This window comes from Pseudoalteromonas porphyrae (genome assembly GCF_001298125.1).
GTDB lineage: Bacteria > Pseudomonadota > Gammaproteobacteria > Enterobacterales > Alteromonadaceae > Pseudoalteromonas > Pseudoalteromonas neustonica.
The window spans coordinates 123,675-142,074 of the sequence record NZ_LHPH01000010.1; the positions used below are offsets into that span (position 1 = coordinate 123,675).

Consider the following 18,400-nt stretch of genomic DNA (forward strand, 5'->3'; position numbering starts at 1 on the left):
TTAAATTACCTCGGCAGTATTAGCGGGTACAGCGCTGGTATTTTCAGTGTGTGCATCTTGGCGCGCCTGCGAATACGAGATAATTTCGCCATCGAGTAATTTTAGCTGAGTTTTTGCACGTCCTGCGTAACGTAAATCATGGGTTACCATACAAATGGTGGTGCCTTTTTGGTTTAGCGCATCAAGTAAGTCCATCACTGCATCACCATTTTTAGAATCGAGGTTACCAGTTGGCTCATCGACCAATAAAATACTGGGTTTACCGGCAAGGGCGCGGGCAATGGCAATACGTTGTTGTTGCCCACCAGATAGCTGGTTTGGTTTATGCTGAGCACGATGCCCCATTTCAACTTCATCAAGCGCATGCTTTACCGCACTTTGAATATCGGCTTGGCTCATAGCTGGTTCTCGATAAGTAAGCGGAAGCGCCACGTTATCAAACACCGAGAGTTCATCTATTAAATTAAAAGACTGAAAAATAAAGCCAATGTGTAAATTACGTAGCTCTGCTTGTTGGTCCATATCAAGGGTTTTAGTATCGACGCTTTTAATTAAATATTGCCCTTCGGTAGGGCTGTCGAGTAAGCCAAGTAAAGACAGTAGCGTTGATTTACCACACCCTGATGGACCACTAATGCAGATGTAATCGCCTTGCGTTATAGCAAGGTCAATATTCTTTAAAGCGTAGGTTTCAACACTTTGGCTGCGGTAAACCTTGGCGATATTTTTTAATGAGATAAGCGTATTTGCGTTCATAAACTTTCCTGTTCTATTTTTATAGTTGCCAAATGCTGCCATTTAGAGAGATCTGAAATGATCAGCTGTTCACCCACTTTTGCGCCGCTTAAAAGTTGAATTTTGTTATCACTGAGTGTACCAAATTCAATTTTAGTTGGGTGGGCTAAATGAGTGGTCGGGTTGAGCTTAAAAAGCATGGCATTGCTATTTGCTTGTGCTTTTATGGGTAAATTAATGGTCAGAGCGTTCGGTATGATGTGACTTATTACATAGCCTTCAATACTTAAGTCGGGGCGAGCGTTAGCTGGCAGCGTACCTGTTAAATCAAGCTCAATCATTACACGGCCGTCACTGACGATAGGGTCAATACGAGTGACTTTAGCCAACACTTCGCTACTTTCACCTGCGCTAAATGTATTTACTTTAGCGGGCATATTTAACGCTATTTTTTCAGCTTCACTTTGTTGAATACTCAATTCAGCCTTAAGGGCTGTATCAGAGCCAACGACGGCAAGCCGTGTGCCCGGCGTGAGATTTTGACCAAGCTCTACATTAAGTGCTTGCAGCATGCCATCAATCCCTGCGGTTATTTGTAAATCATTAAAAGCTTGTTGTTGTACTTGGTAATTTAGTTCAAATTGGCTCAATAGTTCTTGCTGAATTTTGCTGCGTTCATGGTGCATATCGGCTAATTGGGTTAAGCGCTGTTTTTCAATATCTACACGTTGCTCTAGCTGTTTAACGGTTAATAAACTGCGTTTGTAATCAAGGCTAGAGACAATACCTTGCTCGATCAATTTACTTTCGGCCTCTGCACGCAGTTGGGCACTTTCAAGATCGCTTTTTAAAATAGTCAGGTTTGCTTGGCGCTCTAGCAGTTGACTTTTTTGATTGATTATTTGTTCGTTAACGCTGGCTTTTTGCCTCGCTAACTCTAACCGTGCGACTGATAAACGCTGCGCTTGAAGTGGATTTACGAGGCTTAAAATAACCGTGTCTTTACTAACTCGCGTGCCAGGGTAAACATGAATTGCTTCGACCATGGCGGTATCAGTATTGGTTAAGTAACGCTGGTGCTTTGATTTTAAGCGGCCAAACCCACGAATTTTTACCACAAAGTCAGCTTGGGTTACGCTGGTAATTTGCAGCTGACTGGCCGCTAATGAATGAGGAGCAAGCCACTGCTGTAAAGCAAAAGCAATTAATCCGCAGCCAATAATCAATAAACCAATAATGAGCTTTTTACGCGACGTTGGTTTATTACTTCGCGCTAAGGTGCTGTCTATATCCATGGTATGTGTTATTCGTTATCAAAAATAATTAACCAGATAAAGCCAGTTTTATGCCAAAGGTTAACTTATTGAAAATAAATAAATTAAATATTTATGGATGCATGGGTTTTCCCATCGATGGGAATATGAATTTAAAAATGGGAGTAAAGTGATTTTTAAATATTGATGTGGTCGCGGCCTTATTCAGCCCTCAAAATTAATCTTTCCAAAATGGCTGTTGTTTTGTTCTTTTTGGGCTTTTTGTTCATTTAATTTATTTGTCTTTTCAGGTACATAACGTTATTTTTTATTGCTGTCCTCGTATTTCCTTCTGCCTGTAAATCAATAAGTGATCAAAAATGAGTCAATTAATAAATAACCTTAGCTTTAGGGTTAAATTTGCTATTCCTGTGGTTGTTGCCCTAGTTATATTTTCTGTGTTGTCAGGGTATGTTCTTTATACATTTAAAGAGCAGGCACGTCTTAATAGCTTTATAAGTTTAGAAGTGCGCACTGTACTTGATGATCTAGAAGATGGTTATCGCGATCTATTCCAAGTAAAAACCGCTGGCTTAAGCATGGTGTTAGGCCAAGGTGATAAGCAAAACTATTTAATTCAGCAAGACGAGTATAGAAGCAATATAGCGCGTGTAGATGCTCGTCTTTCAAGTCCATTAAAGTTGGTTGATTCAGGTTACATCGATGCGATAAATGCACAGCGAATCGATAATATAAAAGCCGATGTAGTTATTTGGTCTCGTTATTATCAAGGGTTATTTAGTGATCATGCTTTAGCAGCAAGTTATTTAGCTGAACATAAACAAGATATGGAAACGGTGCTTGGCCGCATTCGCAAAAACGTTACTACCATGCGTGATGAAATAGACGCTAAACTTTCAAATTCACTCATTGAGATTGACGAGCAACAAACCTCGGCAAGTTATGCACTGCAATTTGGCATGTTATTAAGTTTTGTATTATCGATTGCTGCTACGTGGTTGTTATCAGGCGTTATTTTAGCGCCATTAAAGCAAATGCAACTCGCACTTGAAAACATAGCTTGCGGGCAAGGTGATTTAACCCAGCGTTTAAATATTGAATCGCAAGATGAAATGGGTTCATTAGCGCGTTCATTTAATACTTTTATAAGTAAAATTCATAACACGGTACTTGCAGTTGTTGGTTCGGCTGAGCAGGTACGCACTGAAACGGCAAACTTACGTACTATTACAGCCAGTGTGCTAAACGAAGCCAGTAATCAGCAAGTTGAAAGTGAGCAGGTGGCTGCGGCGGTTAATGAAATGAGTACCACCAGCGATAATGTTAGCCATAATGCTAACGATGCAGCTAGCGCTACAAGTAACGCAAATAACGATGCAAACGTGGCAAAAGCGACTATCGAAGAAACTATCTCGTTAATTAATCAACTTGTAACCGACATTTCAGCATCAAGTGATGTAATAAACACCCTAGAGCAAGATGTGATGAACATTGCCACTGTGCTTGATGTTATTCGCGGGATTGCCGATCAAACAAATTTACTCGCGTTAAATGCAGCCATTGAAGCCGCTAGAGCCGGTGAGCAAGGACGTGGTTTTGCTGTGGTTGCTGATGAAGTGCGCTCGTTAGCGAGTCGTACACAAGACAGCACTGGTGAAATTAATGCCATGATTGAAAAGCTTCAGCAAGGGACTAATCAGGCCGTTAGTGCAATGCAAGCGAGCACTAAAAGCGGGCAGCAAACTATTGAGCACTCTCGCGGGGCGGCGCAATCGGTGCAGCGCATTAATGATGCCGTCACCATCATTAATGATATGAACATGCAAATAGCTACAGCGGCGACGCAGCAAAGCCAAGTGAGTGAAGACGTGAATATCAATGTGCAGCGCATCGCTACATCAAGCGGTAATATGCTCGAAAAAGTAGATCATGCTGAACGTGCATGCCAAGCATTGGCGCAGCAGTGTCAACAGCTAGACAACTTAGTAAGCAACTTCAAAGTATAAGTAATGAAGGGGCTTGAGTATATGCTGCCCCTTAATCTGCTTAAATTAGCTAATCCCCGTTAAATAATAGATGACTATCAATGAGTTATTGCTCGTTCTTTTTGTGCATATTGTGCGTGGTTTTTATGCGCTAAATGTATTTTAAACAGATCAATGCAGCTTAACTTCTAAACATTTCGTTAATCTCACGTTAACACTATGCTCGAAGTTAGATGGCAGTGTGCAGTAGCTCATCTTAATGACAACAAAACTAAAATAATTGGTGTGGAGTAAAACAATGAAAGCAAGTAATACACAACTGGCGTTAGCTGTTGCAGCAGCGTTAGCAAGTACCTCTGTGTTGGCCGACAACGATACACAAAAACTACAGCAGCAATTGGATGAGCTACAAAAAGAAGTCGACTCAATGAAAGGCAATAAAGCATTTGACCTTGAGTTTGGTGGCCGCGTTCAGCTTGATTACAATTACTTTAATGGTGCATATAACGCAAATAATGACGGTGATGCTGGCAGTGATTTTTTCCCGCGCCGTATTCGTACGTACGTGGAAAGTGAGCACGGTAATTGGGATCACAAATTATTGCTTGAGTTTGGCGAGGGCACAGCTGAAATCGTGATGGCGCGTGTGCGTTATGCATTCGATAACGGCCTAAAAGTGAAGGTGGGTAAAATCCGTGAAGATATGTCGCTTAATGCGTTAACGAGTTCTAAGCATATCAACACGATTGAGCGTAGTACCTTAGCAAATACTTTCTCACCGTTTTTCCGTTGGGGTGTATCGGCTTATCAATATTTTAAAGACAGTGGCGTGCGTTATGCCGTTGGTGTGTATAAAAACGATGCATTTGGTGCATCAGGCCATGATGAAGATGATAACTTAACACTTGCCGCAACAGGGCGTTTAACGTGGTCGAGCGCGTCGCCGGGCGATGTTATTCACCTAGGTGCGTGGCATTCATATCGTGATATGGGTGGTAATGAATTAGGGGCGCGTTTTGCCCGTGGTGAAATTCGCGAAACCAATGTGCGCTTGGTGGATTACGCTGTTGGTGGTGATGCTGTCGCATTAGATAGTTTATCGCAAACAGGTCTTGAGTTTGCTTTTCAAGCTGACTCACTCACTCTTGAGGCGGAATACGCCAGTCGTTCACTTGATGCCGTAAATAGCGCCGACGCCCTTGATGGTGAGCGCTTTGATGGTTTTCATGTATCAGCCAGTTACTTTTTAGGGGGCGAGCAGCGCCAGTACAAAGCGGGTTCTGCGTTATTTGTACAGCCTAAAGGCGTTAAAGACGCATGGGAACTTGTTGCTCGTGTATCGCAAATGGACGCAACAAGCAGTACGCAAGGCACTGAAGTAACAACTTACACATTAGGCACTTCTTACTACATTAGCAGCGACATTAAATTTATGGGTAACCTTATTTACAGCGATGTAGAAGGCCCAGGAACAATCGCGCTTGTAGGTGATGAAGATTCGGGTATGGGCTTTAGCGCACGTATGCAGTACTTATTTTAAGAGGTAGCGGAACATGAATTTATTCAAATCATTTAAATCAGTTAAAACGACGGTGCTTGCAGCATCGCTCATATTAAGCAGTCCATTTGCACTGGCCGATATTCACTTTTTAGTACCCGGTGGTCCTGGCGGCGGTTGGGATACAACAGCACGTGGTGTAGGCGAAGGCTTAGTAAAAGCAGGTATTGAAGATAATGCCTCTTTTCAAAATATGTCGGGTGGCGGTGGTGGCCGTGCAATCGCATATTTGATTGAGTCAGGGACTAAAAAGGGCGATATTTTAATGGTTAACTCAACACCTATCGTGTTGCGTGCATTAACGGGTAAAATTCCGTATAGCTATCGCGATCTAACGCCTGTTGCCAGCATGATCGCCGATTATGGTGCATTTGTTGTACGTAATGATTCGCCATTTAAAACGTGGCAAGATGTGATCGCCTCAATGAAAAAAGACCCAAGCTCGGTAAAAGTAGCCGGTGGTTCGGCGCGTGGCAGCATGGATCACTTAGTTGCAGCGCAAGCGGTTAAAGCCGCAGGCCTTGATGGGCGCAGGTTACGTTATATTCCTTATGATGCAGGCGGTAAAGCAAAAGCTGGTTTACTATCTGGCGAAGTTAACTTGCTTTCAACGGGTCTAAGCGAAGCGTTAGAAGTGGCTAATGGCGGTCAAGCACGTATTTTAGCTGTGACCTCAGGGGATGCACTACCTGATTACCCTGAAATCCCAACACTTAAATCACTAGGTTATGACATGGAATTTGTGAATTGGCGTGGCTTTTTTGCAGCTCCCGATTTACCAGCCGACAAACTGGCAGAATACACTGAAAAATTACGTAAGCTACAAACAACACCTGAGTGGGAAGTGGTCCGTGCGCGTAATGGTTGGTTAAACCTGTTTCAAGAAAAAGATCAATTCATTAAGTCACTCGAAGCACAAGAAGCACAGCTCAAAGTCGTGATGGAAGAGCTTGGTTTTATTCGCACATTACGTTAATCGAGGCGCCAATGTTGAACCGCGAATTACTAGGGCCAAGTTTATTCTTGGCGCTATTTACCCTATACGCCATTATTGCATGGCAAATTCCGTTACTCCCATTTGAAGAGTATGAAACAGTGACCTCAGCCACCTTACCTAAGGTGTATGCGGCATTTGGTATTATTGTGTGTTTACTGTCGATAGCAGCAACCTTGCTAAAGCCAAAAGAGCAACCAAGTGATGAGCAGCAAACACTTGAAAAATCGAATGTACTGCGCACAGTGGCATTGCTAATTTTAATGGTGTTATACAGCGCTATGCTAGAGCCAATTGGTTTTTTACTCTCAACCAGTGCATTTTTGTTAATAGGCTTTTTTGTGATGGGCGAGCGCCGTAAAGCAGTTTTATTACTGGCCTCAATTCCTGTTGCTGTGGTGTTTTGGTTTTTAATGACCCAAGTGCTGGGCATTTATTTGGTTCCTGGCAACCTGTGGAGTTAAGTTATGTTTGATGGAATTATGCTGGGCTTGTCGACCGTACTCGACTGGAACAACTTACTTTATGTGATCATAGGGTGTTTTGTTGGTACTTTTATCGGCATGTTGCCGGGCTTGGGCCCTATTACCGCTATTGCATTGATGATCCCCATTACTTACAGCATTGGTGCTGATTCGGGTATGATTTTAATGGCTGGTGTGTATTACGGCGCAATATTTGGCGGTTCAACCTCGTCTATTTTAATAAATGCACCAGGGGTTGCTGGGACCGTAGCGTCTTCCTTTGATGGCTACCCACTTGCAAAGCAAGGCCACGCTGGTAAAGCATTGGCAATTGCTGCCTATTCCTCCTTTATTGGTGGCACAATTGGCGCAATATTATTAATGGTGGCCGCGCCGCTGTTGGCAAAAGTGTCGCTGAGCTTTCAATCTCCCGATTATGTCGTGCTGATGTTTTTAGGTTTAACAGCAATCGCAGCATTTTCAAATAAAGGGCAATTTTTAAAAGCCATGATGATGACCGTATTTGGTCTTATGTTGGCAACAGTCGGTATTGATCCGTCCTCAGGTACTGAGCGTTTTACTTTAGGCCAAGCTGATTTACTTGATGGTATTAGTTTTTTATTGGTGGCTATGGCAACTTTTGCTCTGGCTGAAGCACTTATTAATGTTACACGTCCGGAGAAAAAAGACGTTAAGGGCATTAATGATTCAGACACACCACAAATAGGCTCCACCAAATTAACTAAAGAAGAAATTAAAGATATAGCCCCTGTTATTGGTCGCTCGTCTATTCTTGGTTTTATTGTAGGTGTATTACCGGGCGCAGGAGCAACGATTGCCAGCTTTATGGCTTATGCAACTGAGCGAAACTTAGCGCCTAAAGGCCTAAAAGAGAAATTTGGTAAAGGGTCATTGCGCGGTTTAGCAGCGCCAGAGTCTGCCAATAATGCAGCATGTACGGGATCATTTGTACCATTACTGACATTAGGCATCCCAGGTTCAGGTACAACTGCGATTATGCTCGGTGCATTAATTGCCTACGGTATTCAACCGGGCCCTATGTTAATGCAAGAAAACCCTAGCGTGTTTTGGGCGGTGATTGTAAGCATGTACTTTGGCAATATTGTGCTACTTATTTTGAACTTGCCGTTAATCCCGTATTTTGCAAAGGTACTGGCAATGCCAAAGTCTGTTTTGACTGTGATGATTTTGTTCTTTAGCTTAATTGGCGTGTATCTCGTCTCCTTTAATACTTTTGATTTATTTATGATGGTGGGCTTTGCTATTGTCGCTTTAGTCTTGCGGTTACTGGCTTTCCCAATGGCACCATTACTACTAGGCTTTATTTTAGGTGACATGATTGAGCGTAATTTCCGCCGCTCTATGATGATTTCTGACGGCTCGTTAAGCTTTTTGTGGGAGCGCCCGCTGACATTGAGTATTTTTGTTATTTCAATATTAGTGTTGTTATTCCCATTAAAAGACTTTATAACCCAGCGTCGTGCAGATAAAGCCGCGCTTAAAGTAAAATCAGAGCATGCATCGTGAGGTAGGCTGAGGTAATGATGAAATACACCAAAAAACTAAATCCATTGCAAAGCATGGTTAAAAAGCCCAAGCGCTTAGAAACGCGATTAATTATTTGGGTAACCGGGTTATGCGTACTTCAAGCATTGATGTTTGGTGGATTGGTGTATCAGATTACCGCGCAAAGCTTAAACGACCACATAGGTGATAAAGCCCTTGCGGTGGCGACCAGTATTGCTGCGAGCAACAATGTTGTTCAAGCATTAAATAATCCGCAAAAATTAACCGCTATCAATCAAGAGATCGAAAATCTGCGCCAGCTCACTGGCGCAGATTTTATTGTTATAGGCGATAAAAATGCCCATCGAGTTGTTCACCCAGATAGCAATAAACTCGGTAAGCGCATGGTTGGTGGTGATAGCCAAGCGGCCTTGCAGGGAGAGCGTTATATCTCCATTGCTAAAGGGAGTTTGGGAGAGTCAATTCGTGGCAAGGTGCCTGTGTATGATGCGCAGGGGGATATTATCGGGTTGGTGTCGGTTGGTTTCTTGGTGCAATCGATTGAACCTTTGATTCAAGAACGCATTGTAGAGGTGATGATTTGGGGAGTTTTACTGGTTATTTTGAGCATTATAGCGGCGGTGCTTATTGGGCGGCGCGTTAGAAATGCCATATTTGGTTTACAACCTGACGAAATTGCGCGGTTATTCTCAGAGCAAGATGCCATTTTAAACACCATGCGCAGCGGTGTCATAGCTCTAGACCCCGATGGTCGAGTGCGCAAATTAACCCAAAGAGCTTGCGAGATTTTAGACAAACCTACCGCCTGTATAAATCAAGATTTAATGCTAAGTGACTTACTCCCTGAGCATGCTGAGTTCTTGCTGCGTAATCAACGTCGTAAAATGGTTGGTTTTGAACTGTTTGCAGCGGATAAACGCTTAGTATTGTCGCGGTTTTCATTGCAAGTACAAGGTCAGGCAGATGGCATATTATTAACATTGCGTCCTGCCGATGAGCTGGAGTATTTAAGTCAGCAATTGACTAAGGTACAAGCGTTTGCAGAGCTTTTACGTGTACAAACACACGACTATTCAAACAAATTAAATTTAATTGGCGCACTGATCCAAATGGGAAAGAGCGATGAGGCAATTGAGCTGATCGGCCAAGAAAGTCAAGGCTCGCAAGCACAAATACACCATTTGTTAGAGCATATTCAAGACCCCGTGCTCGCAGGTTTGTTGGTGGGTAAATACCACAAAGCGCGCGAACTCAATGTTACGTTGGAATTAAACCCAGATAGTCTACTCGGTGCAATAGCCCGTACCGAGATGCTCGAACGAGTGGTATCAATACTGGGTAATTTGATCGATAACGCCATTGATGCGGCAATTAGAGCAAGTAACGAACGCACACCGTATGTAAGAGTGACCGTTGATGAAACCAGTAAAACGCTGTTATTCGATGTAGAAGACAGTGGTTTTGGTGTTGGCGATGATCACGAAGTGATATTTACGCCACAATACAGCTCTAAAGCCGGGGCAGAACACGGTATTGGTTTATATTTAGTAAAGACCAATTTGGACTCCTGTGGAGGGAGTTTAGAAATTGGTGAATCAGATTTAAAAGGCGCACGACTAAGCGTTTATATTCCTAAATAACGTAATTTAGGGTAACAAGCCGTGGTAAAGCAAATAATAATAAAACGAAATGCGGCACATTAGCAATGCTAAAAATGAGTAATAAACAATGACATATTCAGTAGTTATCATCGAAGATGAAATAGAAGTCGCACAACTTTTGGCGCAATACTTATTGCTACCAAATGGTGTGGCGGGTAATCAAGCTGCAAGGCAAAGCCAGCGTCAAGGCCAGTATCAGGTTGTGGGTATTGCTGCAAACCTAAGCACGGCAACGGCCTTGTTGCATGCGATAGAGCCAGACCTTATTCTACTCGATATTCATTTACCAGATGGCAATGGCCTTGAGTTATTAAGTGACTTACGCCGACGTGCAATAAAAAGTGATGTTATGTTGCTTACTGCAGCCAAAGAAGTCGAAACTCTTGAAAAGGCCATGCAGCTTGGTGCCTGTGACTTTTTAGTTAAGCCGCTGATGCTCAATCGCCTTGATCAAGCATTGGCGCGTTTTGAAGCGCGTCAACGTTGCTTATCAGACGCAGACGAAGTCACGCAATCTATGGTGGATACGTTATTTGGCTCAAATGAGCAAAGTAAAGCGGTGGTAAGGCTCCCTAAAGGGGTTGATCAGCTTACGCTGAAAAAGATTATGGATGCATTTAAAAATAATCAAAAAACACCATTTACTGCCCAGCAAATGGGCGATTTAGTGGGAGTGAGTCGCTCTACAGCAAGGCGTTATCTTGAATATTTACTAGAGGCTGAACAAGTCAGCGCCGACCAAAGCTATGGCAGTATTGGTCGGCCTGAACGTTGCTATAAAATGGGTTAGTGATGTGGCAAAGCGGCTTAGGTTAATCTCTGGCGCTTTGCTTGCTGGACGTTGTATACGAGAAGGTAAACGTGGGTATATTGAAAGCACACATTTACCTTTACTAGAAAGAGTCAATATTTCCCCAGAAAACTGGTTAAAATTGACCACGCAATTTACGCGCGTATTTCATGGCGTAGTAGGCAGGGCATCTTCATAAGAAAGTTACTGTGAAAATCTACACAGAAAACGGCGAGCAAATATAGGTAACTGCGAAAAGTTGCTGGCATAAAGTTAAAAGTCCCCAGTAAAAAGTTAAAACTGCAACTATGCAGTCATTTTCATGCGTGTAATTTAAGCTTAAGAGTACAAATAACTCATTTAATGGGTGAAATGAAAGTAACGCAGCAGTAAAAGATAAACTCATAACCTAAAAAGTAAATTTAAAGGAGCAGCTGTGTTGGTGCTATTAAAGTGGCTGTCTAGTTTATAGTTTACTGGCGAAGACCTTCGTGCACGTTTTATTGAAAAGTAATCTATCGCTAAGCTGTTTAAACGAATAAAAATAGTTGGCTTTTTCTTGTGAATTTAACATTGCAGTATGGTTACAATATGGTTACAGTATGGTTGTTTAGTGTAATATTTGAGCTGTATAATATACGCCGTTTTGGGGGGGGGTTATAACCCCCCCCCCCCAAAAAAAAAGGTGCTGTTCAATACGCTTTTTTTTGATTTATGCCTATCTTCTTAGGGAAGTGTTTTTAATAAATGGGCAAATAAGGAAATTAAATATGTTAAAAAAAATATTCATGATCTTGCTTTTCTTTTCTCAATCAGTGTTTGCTGGAGATAAAATAGCAACGACTTGTCATGGTTGTAATTCCAATGATATGAAGATACGAGCTGGAAATGTAGGCTGGGGTGAGCACGGACAAACAATAAATGTATTAGATTTTACACAATCAAAAATTGAAACTTATGAAAACTACACAGAATGGGATCAAGAGCACGGGTATGTGAGTCATCGTGAAATTATTAGAGTTAAAACCTCGGAAACGGATAAAAAAATATTTCAAGAAGTTAGTGATGCCCTTAATGAATTAGGAAATAATACATCTTCAAGCATAGCCCCCCCAGATGTCATTAATAACGTCTGGGATTTGCCAAATTATTCTAGAAATAAAAATAATTTAACAGACTATATTAAAGATCAACTTTGGGTTAGTTCAATAACAATCGAAGCAGTAAAAGATAAAGCTAGAAAATTAGGTTTTCTATCTGGTGAGTTAAACAAATATTGGTTACCTACTGCTAATGGAGGAAAGGTACTTTTTTCTATGAAGATAGATGGGGGAATAATTATTATAGAACTTCTGGAAGCAAGAGATAGTGACAATAATACCGTACCATTTAAAGTAAGTGATATTGGAACATACAAATTTAACAACCATAGTAATATTGGGGCTGCATCTGGTGCATTTTCAAGATTTGGGTTTTCTACAAGTATTAGAGTTGGCGCAGTAACAATTATAGACTGCGACAGTAGTGGGAAGTGCAGGCAAGTACCACCACCTAAATCAACAGATTAAAAAACAAAGGTGAAAAGGTGACACCCATTCTAAAGTTTGTATTTTTTATATTTTTCACTAACTTTTAATTAGTGTAAAATATAATCAGGGTGTCACATGGCAATTGCAAGAAAGCGTCAAGTAAGTTTGGTTGATACAAAGTATTATCACTGTATTTCACGTTGCGTTCGTCGTGCTTTCTTGTGCGGTGAAGACCGTTTTACAGGGAAGTCATTTGAGCATCGCAGAGGGTGGGTTGAAGACAAACTGCTCAGTCTAGCCAAGGTATTTTGTATTGACGTTTGCGCTTATGCGGTAATGAGTAACCACACGCATTTAGTGCTGTATGTTGATGATAAAAAAGCAGAGCGCCTTAATGATAAAGCCATTATTATCCGTTGGCATAAACTCTGTAAGGGCACCGTGCTCACCAATAAATACATTCAGGGTGAAAAAATTAGCGACGCCGAGCGGTTCTTTTTAGATAAAACCATTACCGAATACCGCGAGCGCTTAACCAGTATTAGTTGGTTTATGCGACAGTTAAACGAAGATATCGCCCGCAAAGCCAATAAAGAAGACGGGTGTACAGGCCGATTCTGGGAGGGAAGATTCAAATCACACGCATTATTAGATGAAGCCGCCATAGCTGCATGCATGGCCTATGTCGATTTAAACCCAATTAGAGCCAAAATGGCGAATACCCCAGAAGAGTCAGCCCACACCAGTGTACAAAAACGCATTGAAAGTGCAAAGGACGGCAAACAACCCAAACAACTCCTGCGCTTTGCAGGGATGCCCAGGCAGCACATGCCCAAAGGATTACCGTTTGAGCTAAAGTCTTACTTAGAATTAGTAGAGCTCACAGGGCGATGCTTGCGTGAAGACAAACGCGGCCACATTGAAGAGGCGAACTTACCACTTTTAGCGCGCATCAATATCTCCCCTGAAAACTGGTTAAAACTCACCACACACTTTACCCGCGTATTTCATGGCGCAGTGGGTAGACCGTCATCACACGCAGGTTACTGCGAAAATTTAAACAGAAAACGACGCAGCAACCTCAGCAACTGCGAAAAACTACTGGCGTAGTGTTAACACTCATTTAAAACTAAAATTGCTCTTCAAGGGAAAAGCGTATGTGCCCGCAATGTAGACTCCTGCATTTTTGAATTTAGCCAAATTCAGTGAAACCGTGTTTAGATCGTGATTATGTCGAAAATGTTCACTTACTGATGACTTCAAGCGATGTGTTTGTTGTTTTGCTTCCAATGAATGATTGCGATGGGTGTTAACTTAAGTTTTCAAGGTGCGCATAAAGTTTTTGCTAATGCCGATGGTGTGGATGGAACTGGAAATAATGCACCCATATCAAGGCATACAATAAGTTCTTCTCGTACTGCAAGAGATAGCTTACGTGTGATATCTTCTCAAGCACGTTTACTAAGAACACCAGCTGAAATTACTAGTTATAACCGCAATTGGCTAAAACATTCTGCGTATAGGTTTGAATGGTCAGTTTCTAGTGCTTCAAGGAAATAGAATGTCAAAAAATAAAATGTTAGCTCTATTATGTTTAATAGTTAATTCACAGGTGTGCTTTTCAAGTTCGATTGAAAAGCCAGCTAGACCCATTTCAGCTGAAATATATACAATTTGCGATTTGGTATATTGTAATACGGGTGTTGTTTTAAAAAATAATACCGCATTTGAAATTAAGGTAATTTCAAATTACTTTGACGAAACTCATTTTACTGAGCATGCTTTTAATTTTTATAAGGCGAAAGATGTATATGCAACGAATAATCCGTTTGACAATCCATTACTGTTTCAAAATGTGGAGTTTACAAAACTCAAAGAAGACGCAATATTTAAACCTTTAGAAGTCAAAATTTACACTACGCTAATAAAAAGAGATAGATTGAATTTTGAAAAAGGTACTGAATATGTTGTTTATGCTGCTGATATGTATACTCGCTACATCATTAATGGAAACCAATCAACAATAAGGTCATTACATAGTAAGTTTGGAATAGTTGATGATTTACTTACCTTGCCTGATGATTAAACTAAGTGCTATTTATAGGGACGGGCCTTGCATTTTGCAGACCTGCCTCATTCTAAAGAATTAAGGAAAAGAAAAAACAAAGATGACACCCATTCTAAAGTTTGCTTTCGGTGAATAATTAAGATGGGTGTCAACTTAAATTCGGGTCTAGGTAAAAATTCAAATAGCTTTGTGGATAGTTATAAAGATGCGAAATCAAGAATTGACTAAAATTTTATTTATACCAATATTAATTGCTATTTTTTTAGCTTTTTTCTTTATTGAATCTTATAAAGAAAAAGAAAAGTGCAGGTTAACGTTGGCTAATTTAAACTCATTTTTTGAGCTTAGTAACTCTCCAGTAAAAAAAGGTGCAAATATTATAAGTGATGGTTCTTACTTTGTATTTAAGACAGCTGGTGGAAATTCATTAATGTATTATTTACTTGTTGAAAAGAAAAATCGCTTTGAGTTGCATGAGTTCTTTCAGTTTGGAGGGTGGAAGTCTCAAAATTTAGAGGTTGGAGAAGGTCGATTGATTTTTGATAAGTTAAGAGCTCTATCTACTGAACCAGCTAGTGAGTCTAAACTATTTCATAGCTCTTGTGCTGTAACTGAGTATAGAGATGAAAACTCTAAGGTATTGAAATATACAAATGAATCACATCCTGTCTCAGTAAAGATAATTAATGAAATCTTTAGTAAAAGAGAGAGCGTCTTTAATCAGGAAGAGCACCTTTTCCGGATGAAAGATAGTCAAATTAACTATCTGAATAAGGATGTTTTCGCCGAGCTAGGAGAACGGTGAAAACAGAAATGAGGTGAATAGAGAAACAAAGATGACACCCATCCTAAAGTTTGCTTTCGGTGAATAATTAAGATGGGTGTCAACTTAAATTACTTATAAATATGACATTCTGAAATATTTGCTAATGTAGTAAGTGCGACCAAACTCATTATCGAGGGAATTCAGAATGTCTTACGAACATCTTAACAGTTTCGAACGAAAAGCTATCTACTATTGAAAAAACAAAGATGACACCCATCCTAAAGTTTGCTTTCGGTGAATAATTAAGATGGGTGTCAACTTAAATTCGGGTCTAGGTAAAAATTCAAATAGCTTTGTAAACAAAGATGACACCCATTCTAAAGTTTGCTTTCGGTGAATAATTAAGATGGGTGTCAACTTAAATTCAGATATCAATGACTACAACTTATTTAAATGGTAGTTCAGTGAGTGGTCTTATACACGAGATTTCACATTCATTTGGCGGGGAGCATCCGAATGGAGGTTACCATTTTAATAAAAAGGATATTAGTATTCGTGCTAATAATGCTCGGTATCGCCCTTTTTATACAGACACTCAGGCGTTAGACAGTCAAAGGTTAGATAGAGCTGCTCTATATAAAAATGTTTATACACTTGATTTTGTGCTTCAAAATAAGAGGTTATAAGTGATTGATAAATTAATACTGTTGGGGGGGGCTATTTTATCATCTCACACTATGTCCAGCATGGCTGCTGAACATAGTGTTGATTTGTATAATAAGGTCTATATTGATGTGACTTGTTCAGTGGTTAAAGGCATTGCTACTTTAAAGTTTCACAATATGACTGGCACCTATGTAAATATAGAAGGTGCAAATGACAAGTTCGGTATTTGGGAGTCGGATGCCATTAAAGTTGTTCAAAAGAAATCATATTCAGAGCATTACACACGTTGGGAATATGCTAGAAAGAACAAGTTTTCTAGTTATGAAGATAATGACCCTATATCGAGTTTAGTCCTTGCTCCATATTCAAAGCGAGAGTTTGATATTTTTTATGATAAAGAATTTGAATTAAAATCAGGCGACGAATACGTGTTATACCTAACATTTTCTGCTTATATAAATAGTTATCCGCTCGACTTTAAAGTCTTTAGGTCCAACAGGCTTTTGACCTCAAGCGATAATTGCTACTGATAGAATTAAAATGAGGTGAAGAAAAGTGAATAGGGTCAGGTCTTGATTGCTGATGCTAGTGGTAAGCTTGAGCAAACCATGAACTCTGATGTGTTTGGTGCACGCCGTGATGCCAAAACATGGGCGGGCGTATTTACGACCCTATTCTTGGGCGCTTCTTACAAGCAGAACCCATGGTGCAAGGGGGAAACAAAGATGACACCCATCCTAAAGTTTGCTTTCGGTGAATAATTAAGATGGGTGTCAACTTAAATTATTACAAAGATCCAACTTCTGCGGATTACAAACGAATTGCGTATAACTATGGTTATAATGCGAGTATGGACATGGATGCGGAGGCATTTGCTTCAGTTGCTGAGAGTCTTTCTAAAGATCTAGAAGGTATGGTTTCTAAAATGAATTCTATGGGAAGAGATGACTTCTATCATTATAAGACTGGAGGTAGTGACTTTGCTGAGGCTGGCTCTACTCAAATCGGGTTTTCTAACAATTACTTTAAGAGTAACCTTCGATATGGTGATGTTCCTCAAACTACAATTATTCATGAAGTATCACATTTACCAAGTTTTGATTATGGTCATGTGCATAATGGAGATACCAGTTTTGGCTCAAGGATTAAGGATATAAAGGTTCTTAATTCTGTAGCACATAGATCGTTTTCACCGAGAGAAAGAGTGTCTGCTATTTCTCATTTGAGGCACAACCCTTATGTTTTAGAACATAGTATGATGGGGAAAAATTATGTTGATTAAAAAACTAGCTATTGTAACTTTGATGATATTCACATGTTTATCTTGTGCTAAAAGTAGGGCAGTCGATGTTAAAGTCAATTTAAGCTGTAACTTTGAAAATGAAGAATTTAATTTATTAGTAGGCTACAGTAATAACAATTTAAAAGATTCAAGAAAAATAAGATTCAATACTGATTTCAGTGGGTTAGCTTTATTTAAATACGATGAATATAAGCAAGCCATTAACACTGGTAATAGCTTGCTTATATTCATGAAAATTTTTTTAAAACATCATGAAAAAATAACTCCTTTCGAAGTTGAAATTAAAGCCGGTGAAATCTTCATTATTGATATCCCAATAGAGAAAATTTATAAATTAACCATTTCAGAAGAGGAGTATATAGTTTCGCTTATGGAAGTTGTGAAAATAAATAGTGAGTACAGAAAGTTTTCAAGTAACAGCCTGGTTATATCTAAATATGGATGTTTTGAAGCATAGATTAAGCTTTTAGAAATAGGAAAAAGAGTGAATAGGGTCAGATCACTTGCTTCATAATACTTTATCATGATTGTTCAGGTACTGGGATATGAGTGGTGTTGTGAAGCGGGTCTTGCATTTTGCCTTTTACAAAATATCAGGAACAGGTCTTACATTTTATTGACCTGTCTCCTTCTAAAAAAATTAAGGAAAATAATGAAAAAACTATTAATTTTATCGTGTTTTTATTTTTAAGTGACACAGTATTTGCTTGTAACCGGGCGTCAGGAAAATCGATTGTAAACATTCGTGTAAGGCCAGTTGTCGATTACGTACTATAGTATATTTGTCGCTTGAAGGAGCGACAAATAGAAACACCCGAATTCAGGTTCCAAGTGCACCAAACCTTAAATCACTAATTAATAAAGACTTCTTCAGCTGTCTGATAATTTAGTATTTTCCTTGGGCGAGTATTAATTTTCATTACAACCTCTTGGAGTTGTTCATTAGTTATAGTTGAAAAATCAGTTTTCTTTGGGAAATAACGCCTGATCAGACCGTTTGTATGTTCATTTGTTCCTCGTTGCCACGAACAATAAGGATCAGCAAAATAAATAATAAAA

At 40.0% G+C, this 18,400-nt stretch carries 17 protein-coding genes and 1 pseudogene; 15 read left to right on the forward strand and 3 right to left on the reverse strand.

The genetic code is table 11. From position 1 onward, the window contains the following. Entirely contained in the window at positions 1–756 is a 756-nt protein-coding gene (locus ADS77_RS10715) for an ABC transporter ATP-binding protein (protein ID WP_054454372.1), read from the reverse strand. Continuing rightward, positions 753–2,030, reverse strand: coding sequence for an efflux RND transporter periplasmic adaptor subunit (locus ADS77_RS10720; protein ID WP_054454376.1), 1,278 nt, complete (start codon positions 2,028–2,030; stop codon positions 753–755). The genes ADS77_RS10715 and ADS77_RS10720 overlap by 4 nt, the downstream gene beginning before the upstream one ends. 338 nt (positions 2,031–2,368) lie before the next feature. Here ADS77_RS10720 and ADS77_RS10725 point away from each other — a divergent pair, with 338 nt between their 5' ends. The 15 genes and pseudogenes from ADS77_RS10725 to ADS77_RS10810 all read left to right on the forward strand — a co-directional run bounded on the left by ADS77_RS10725 (position 2,369) and on the right by ADS77_RS10810 (position 17,798). Next, complete coding sequence (locus tag ADS77_RS10725; protein WP_054205878.1) at positions 2,369–4,015, forward strand: methyl-accepting chemotaxis protein; 1,647 nt, start codon at positions 2,369–2,371, stop codon at positions 4,013–4,015. Positions 4,016–4,292: 277 nt separating this feature from the next. Then, entirely contained in the window at positions 4,293–5,534 is a 1,242-nt protein-coding gene (locus tag ADS77_RS10730) for an OprO/OprP family phosphate-selective porin (RefSeq protein WP_054205879.1), read from the forward strand. Between the two features lie 13 nt (positions 5,535–5,547). Further along, positions 5,548–6,528 (forward strand): Bug family tripartite tricarboxylate transporter substrate binding protein, encoded by a 981-nt coding sequence (locus ADS77_RS10735; RefSeq protein ID WP_054205880.1) that lies wholly within the window; start codon positions 5,548–5,550, stop codon positions 6,526–6,528. 11 nt (positions 6,529–6,539) lie between these two features. Further along, positions 6,540–7,010: a tripartite tricarboxylate transporter TctB family protein gene (locus tag ADS77_RS10740; RefSeq protein ID WP_054205881.1), complete on the forward strand. Its 471-nt coding sequence runs from the start codon at positions 6,540–6,542 to the stop codon at positions 7,008–7,010. 3 nt (positions 7,011–7,013) lie between these two features. Beyond that, positions 7,014–8,558 carry a tripartite tricarboxylate transporter permease gene (locus tag ADS77_RS10745; protein ID WP_054205882.1) on the forward strand — a complete coding sequence of 515 codons (1,545 nt, stop codon included), beginning with the start codon at positions 7,014–7,016 and terminating at the stop codon, positions 8,556–8,558. A 17-nt stretch (positions 8,559–8,575) separates the two neighbouring features. Further along, positions 8,576–10,198 (forward strand): sensor histidine kinase, encoded by a 1,623-nt coding sequence (locus ADS77_RS10750; RefSeq protein WP_054454393.1) that lies wholly within the window; start codon positions 8,576–8,578, stop codon positions 10,196–10,198. Positions 10,199–10,286: 88 nt separating this feature from the next. Continuing rightward, a complete protein-coding gene (locus ADS77_RS10755; protein ID WP_054205883.1) occupies positions 10,287–11,009 on the forward strand; it encodes a response regulator in 723 nt (240 codons plus the stop codon). A gap of 40 nt (positions 11,010–11,049) precedes the next feature. Then, positions 11,050–11,280: pseudogene (locus ADS77_RS21655) on the forward strand (hypothetical protein); the annotation flags it as partial. Positions 11,281–11,779: 499 nt separating this feature from the next. Next, entirely contained in the window at positions 11,780–12,577 is a 798-nt protein-coding gene (locus ADS77_RS10765; RefSeq protein WP_054205885.1) for a hypothetical protein, read from the forward strand. A 96-nt stretch (positions 12,578–12,673) separates the two neighbouring features. Further along, on the forward strand, positions 12,674–13,648 hold the full coding sequence (locus ADS77_RS10770; RefSeq protein WP_054205886.1) for a transposase: 975 nt from the start codon (positions 12,674–12,676) through the stop codon (positions 13,646–13,648). Between the two features lie 451 nt (positions 13,649–14,099). Then, positions 14,100–14,624: a hypothetical protein gene (locus ADS77_RS10780; RefSeq protein ID WP_054454383.1), complete on the forward strand. Its 525-nt coding sequence runs from the start codon at positions 14,100–14,102 to the stop codon at positions 14,622–14,624. A gap of 187 nt (positions 14,625–14,811) precedes the next feature. Continuing rightward, a complete protein-coding gene (locus tag ADS77_RS10785; RefSeq protein WP_054205889.1) occupies positions 14,812–15,411 on the forward strand; it encodes a hypothetical protein in 600 nt (199 codons plus the stop codon). 647 nt (positions 15,412–16,058) lie between these two features. Next, on the forward strand, positions 16,059–16,568 hold the full coding sequence (locus ADS77_RS10795) for a hypothetical protein (RefSeq protein ID WP_054205891.1): 510 nt from the start codon (positions 16,059–16,061) through the stop codon (positions 16,566–16,568). Between the two features lie 236 nt (positions 16,569–16,804). Next, entirely contained in the window at positions 16,805–17,320 is a 516-nt protein-coding gene (locus ADS77_RS10805) for a hypothetical protein (protein ID WP_054454385.1), read from the forward strand. Then, the gene (locus tag ADS77_RS10810) at positions 17,310–17,798 is read left to right on the forward strand and encodes a hypothetical protein (protein ID WP_054454387.1); all 489 of its coding nucleotides are present in this window, start codon (positions 17,310–17,312) and stop codon (positions 17,796–17,798) included. Before ADS77_RS10805 ends, ADS77_RS10810 begins: the two co-directional genes overlap by 11 nt. A gap of 394 nt (positions 17,799–18,192) precedes the next feature. On the opposite strand, the gene ADS77_RS21660 is transcribed toward ADS77_RS10810, so the two are convergent. Beyond that, positions 18,193–18,400: IS30 family transposase (locus tag ADS77_RS21660; protein ID WP_152960609.1), on the reverse strand; the 208-nt coding region annotated here is incomplete at its 5' end.

What these genes read in the sequence shown, in the direction of transcription:
- ADS77_RS10720 (WP_054454376.1), bottom strand. Translation starts at nt 2,030, where the DNA reads ATGGATATAGACAGCACCTTAGCGCGAAGTAATAAACCAACGTCGCGT.
- ADS77_RS10750 (WP_054454393.1), top strand. Translation starts at nt 8,576, where the DNA reads ATGAAATACACCAAAAAACTAAATCCATTGCAAAGCATGGTTAAAAAG.
- ADS77_RS10735 (WP_054205880.1), top strand. Translation starts at nt 5,548, where the DNA reads ATGAATTTATTCAAATCATTTAAATCAGTTAAAACGACGGTGCTTGCA.
- ADS77_RS10805 (WP_054454385.1), top strand. Translation starts at nt 16,805, where the DNA reads ATGGGTGTCAACTTAAATTATTACAAAGATCCAACTTCTGCGGATTAC.
- ADS77_RS10755 (WP_054205883.1), top strand. Translation starts at nt 10,287, where the DNA reads ATGACATATTCAGTAGTTATCATCGAAGATGAAATAGAAGTCGCACAA.
- ADS77_RS10780 (WP_054454383.1), top strand. Translation starts at nt 14,100, where the DNA reads ATGTCAAAAAATAAAATGTTAGCTCTATTATGTTTAATAGTTAATTCA.
- ADS77_RS10765 (WP_054205885.1), top strand. Translation starts at nt 11,780, where the DNA reads ATGTTAAAAAAAATATTCATGATCTTGCTTTTCTTTTCTCAATCAGTG.
- ADS77_RS10785 (WP_054205889.1), top strand. Translation starts at nt 14,812, where the DNA reads ATGCGAAATCAAGAATTGACTAAAATTTTATTTATACCAATATTAATT.
- ADS77_RS10810 (WP_054454387.1), top strand. Translation starts at nt 17,310, where the DNA reads ATGTTGATTAAAAAACTAGCTATTGTAACTTTGATGATATTCACATGT.
- ADS77_RS10740 (WP_054205881.1), top strand. Translation starts at nt 6,540, where the DNA reads ATGTTGAACCGCGAATTACTAGGGCCAAGTTTATTCTTGGCGCTATTT.
- ADS77_RS10730 (WP_054205879.1), top strand. Translation starts at nt 4,293, where the DNA reads ATGAAAGCAAGTAATACACAACTGGCGTTAGCTGTTGCAGCAGCGTTA.
- ADS77_RS10770 (WP_054205886.1), top strand. Translation starts at nt 12,674, where the DNA reads ATGGCAATTGCAAGAAAGCGTCAAGTAAGTTTGGTTGATACAAAGTAT.
- ADS77_RS10725 (WP_054205878.1), top strand. Translation starts at nt 2,369, where the DNA reads ATGAGTCAATTAATAAATAACCTTAGCTTTAGGGTTAAATTTGCTATT.
- ADS77_RS10715 (WP_054454372.1), bottom strand. Translation starts at nt 756, where the DNA reads ATGAACGCAAATACGCTTATCTCATTAAAAAATATCGCCAAGGTTTAC.
- ADS77_RS10745 (WP_054205882.1), top strand. Translation starts at nt 7,014, where the DNA reads ATGTTTGATGGAATTATGCTGGGCTTGTCGACCGTACTCGACTGGAAC.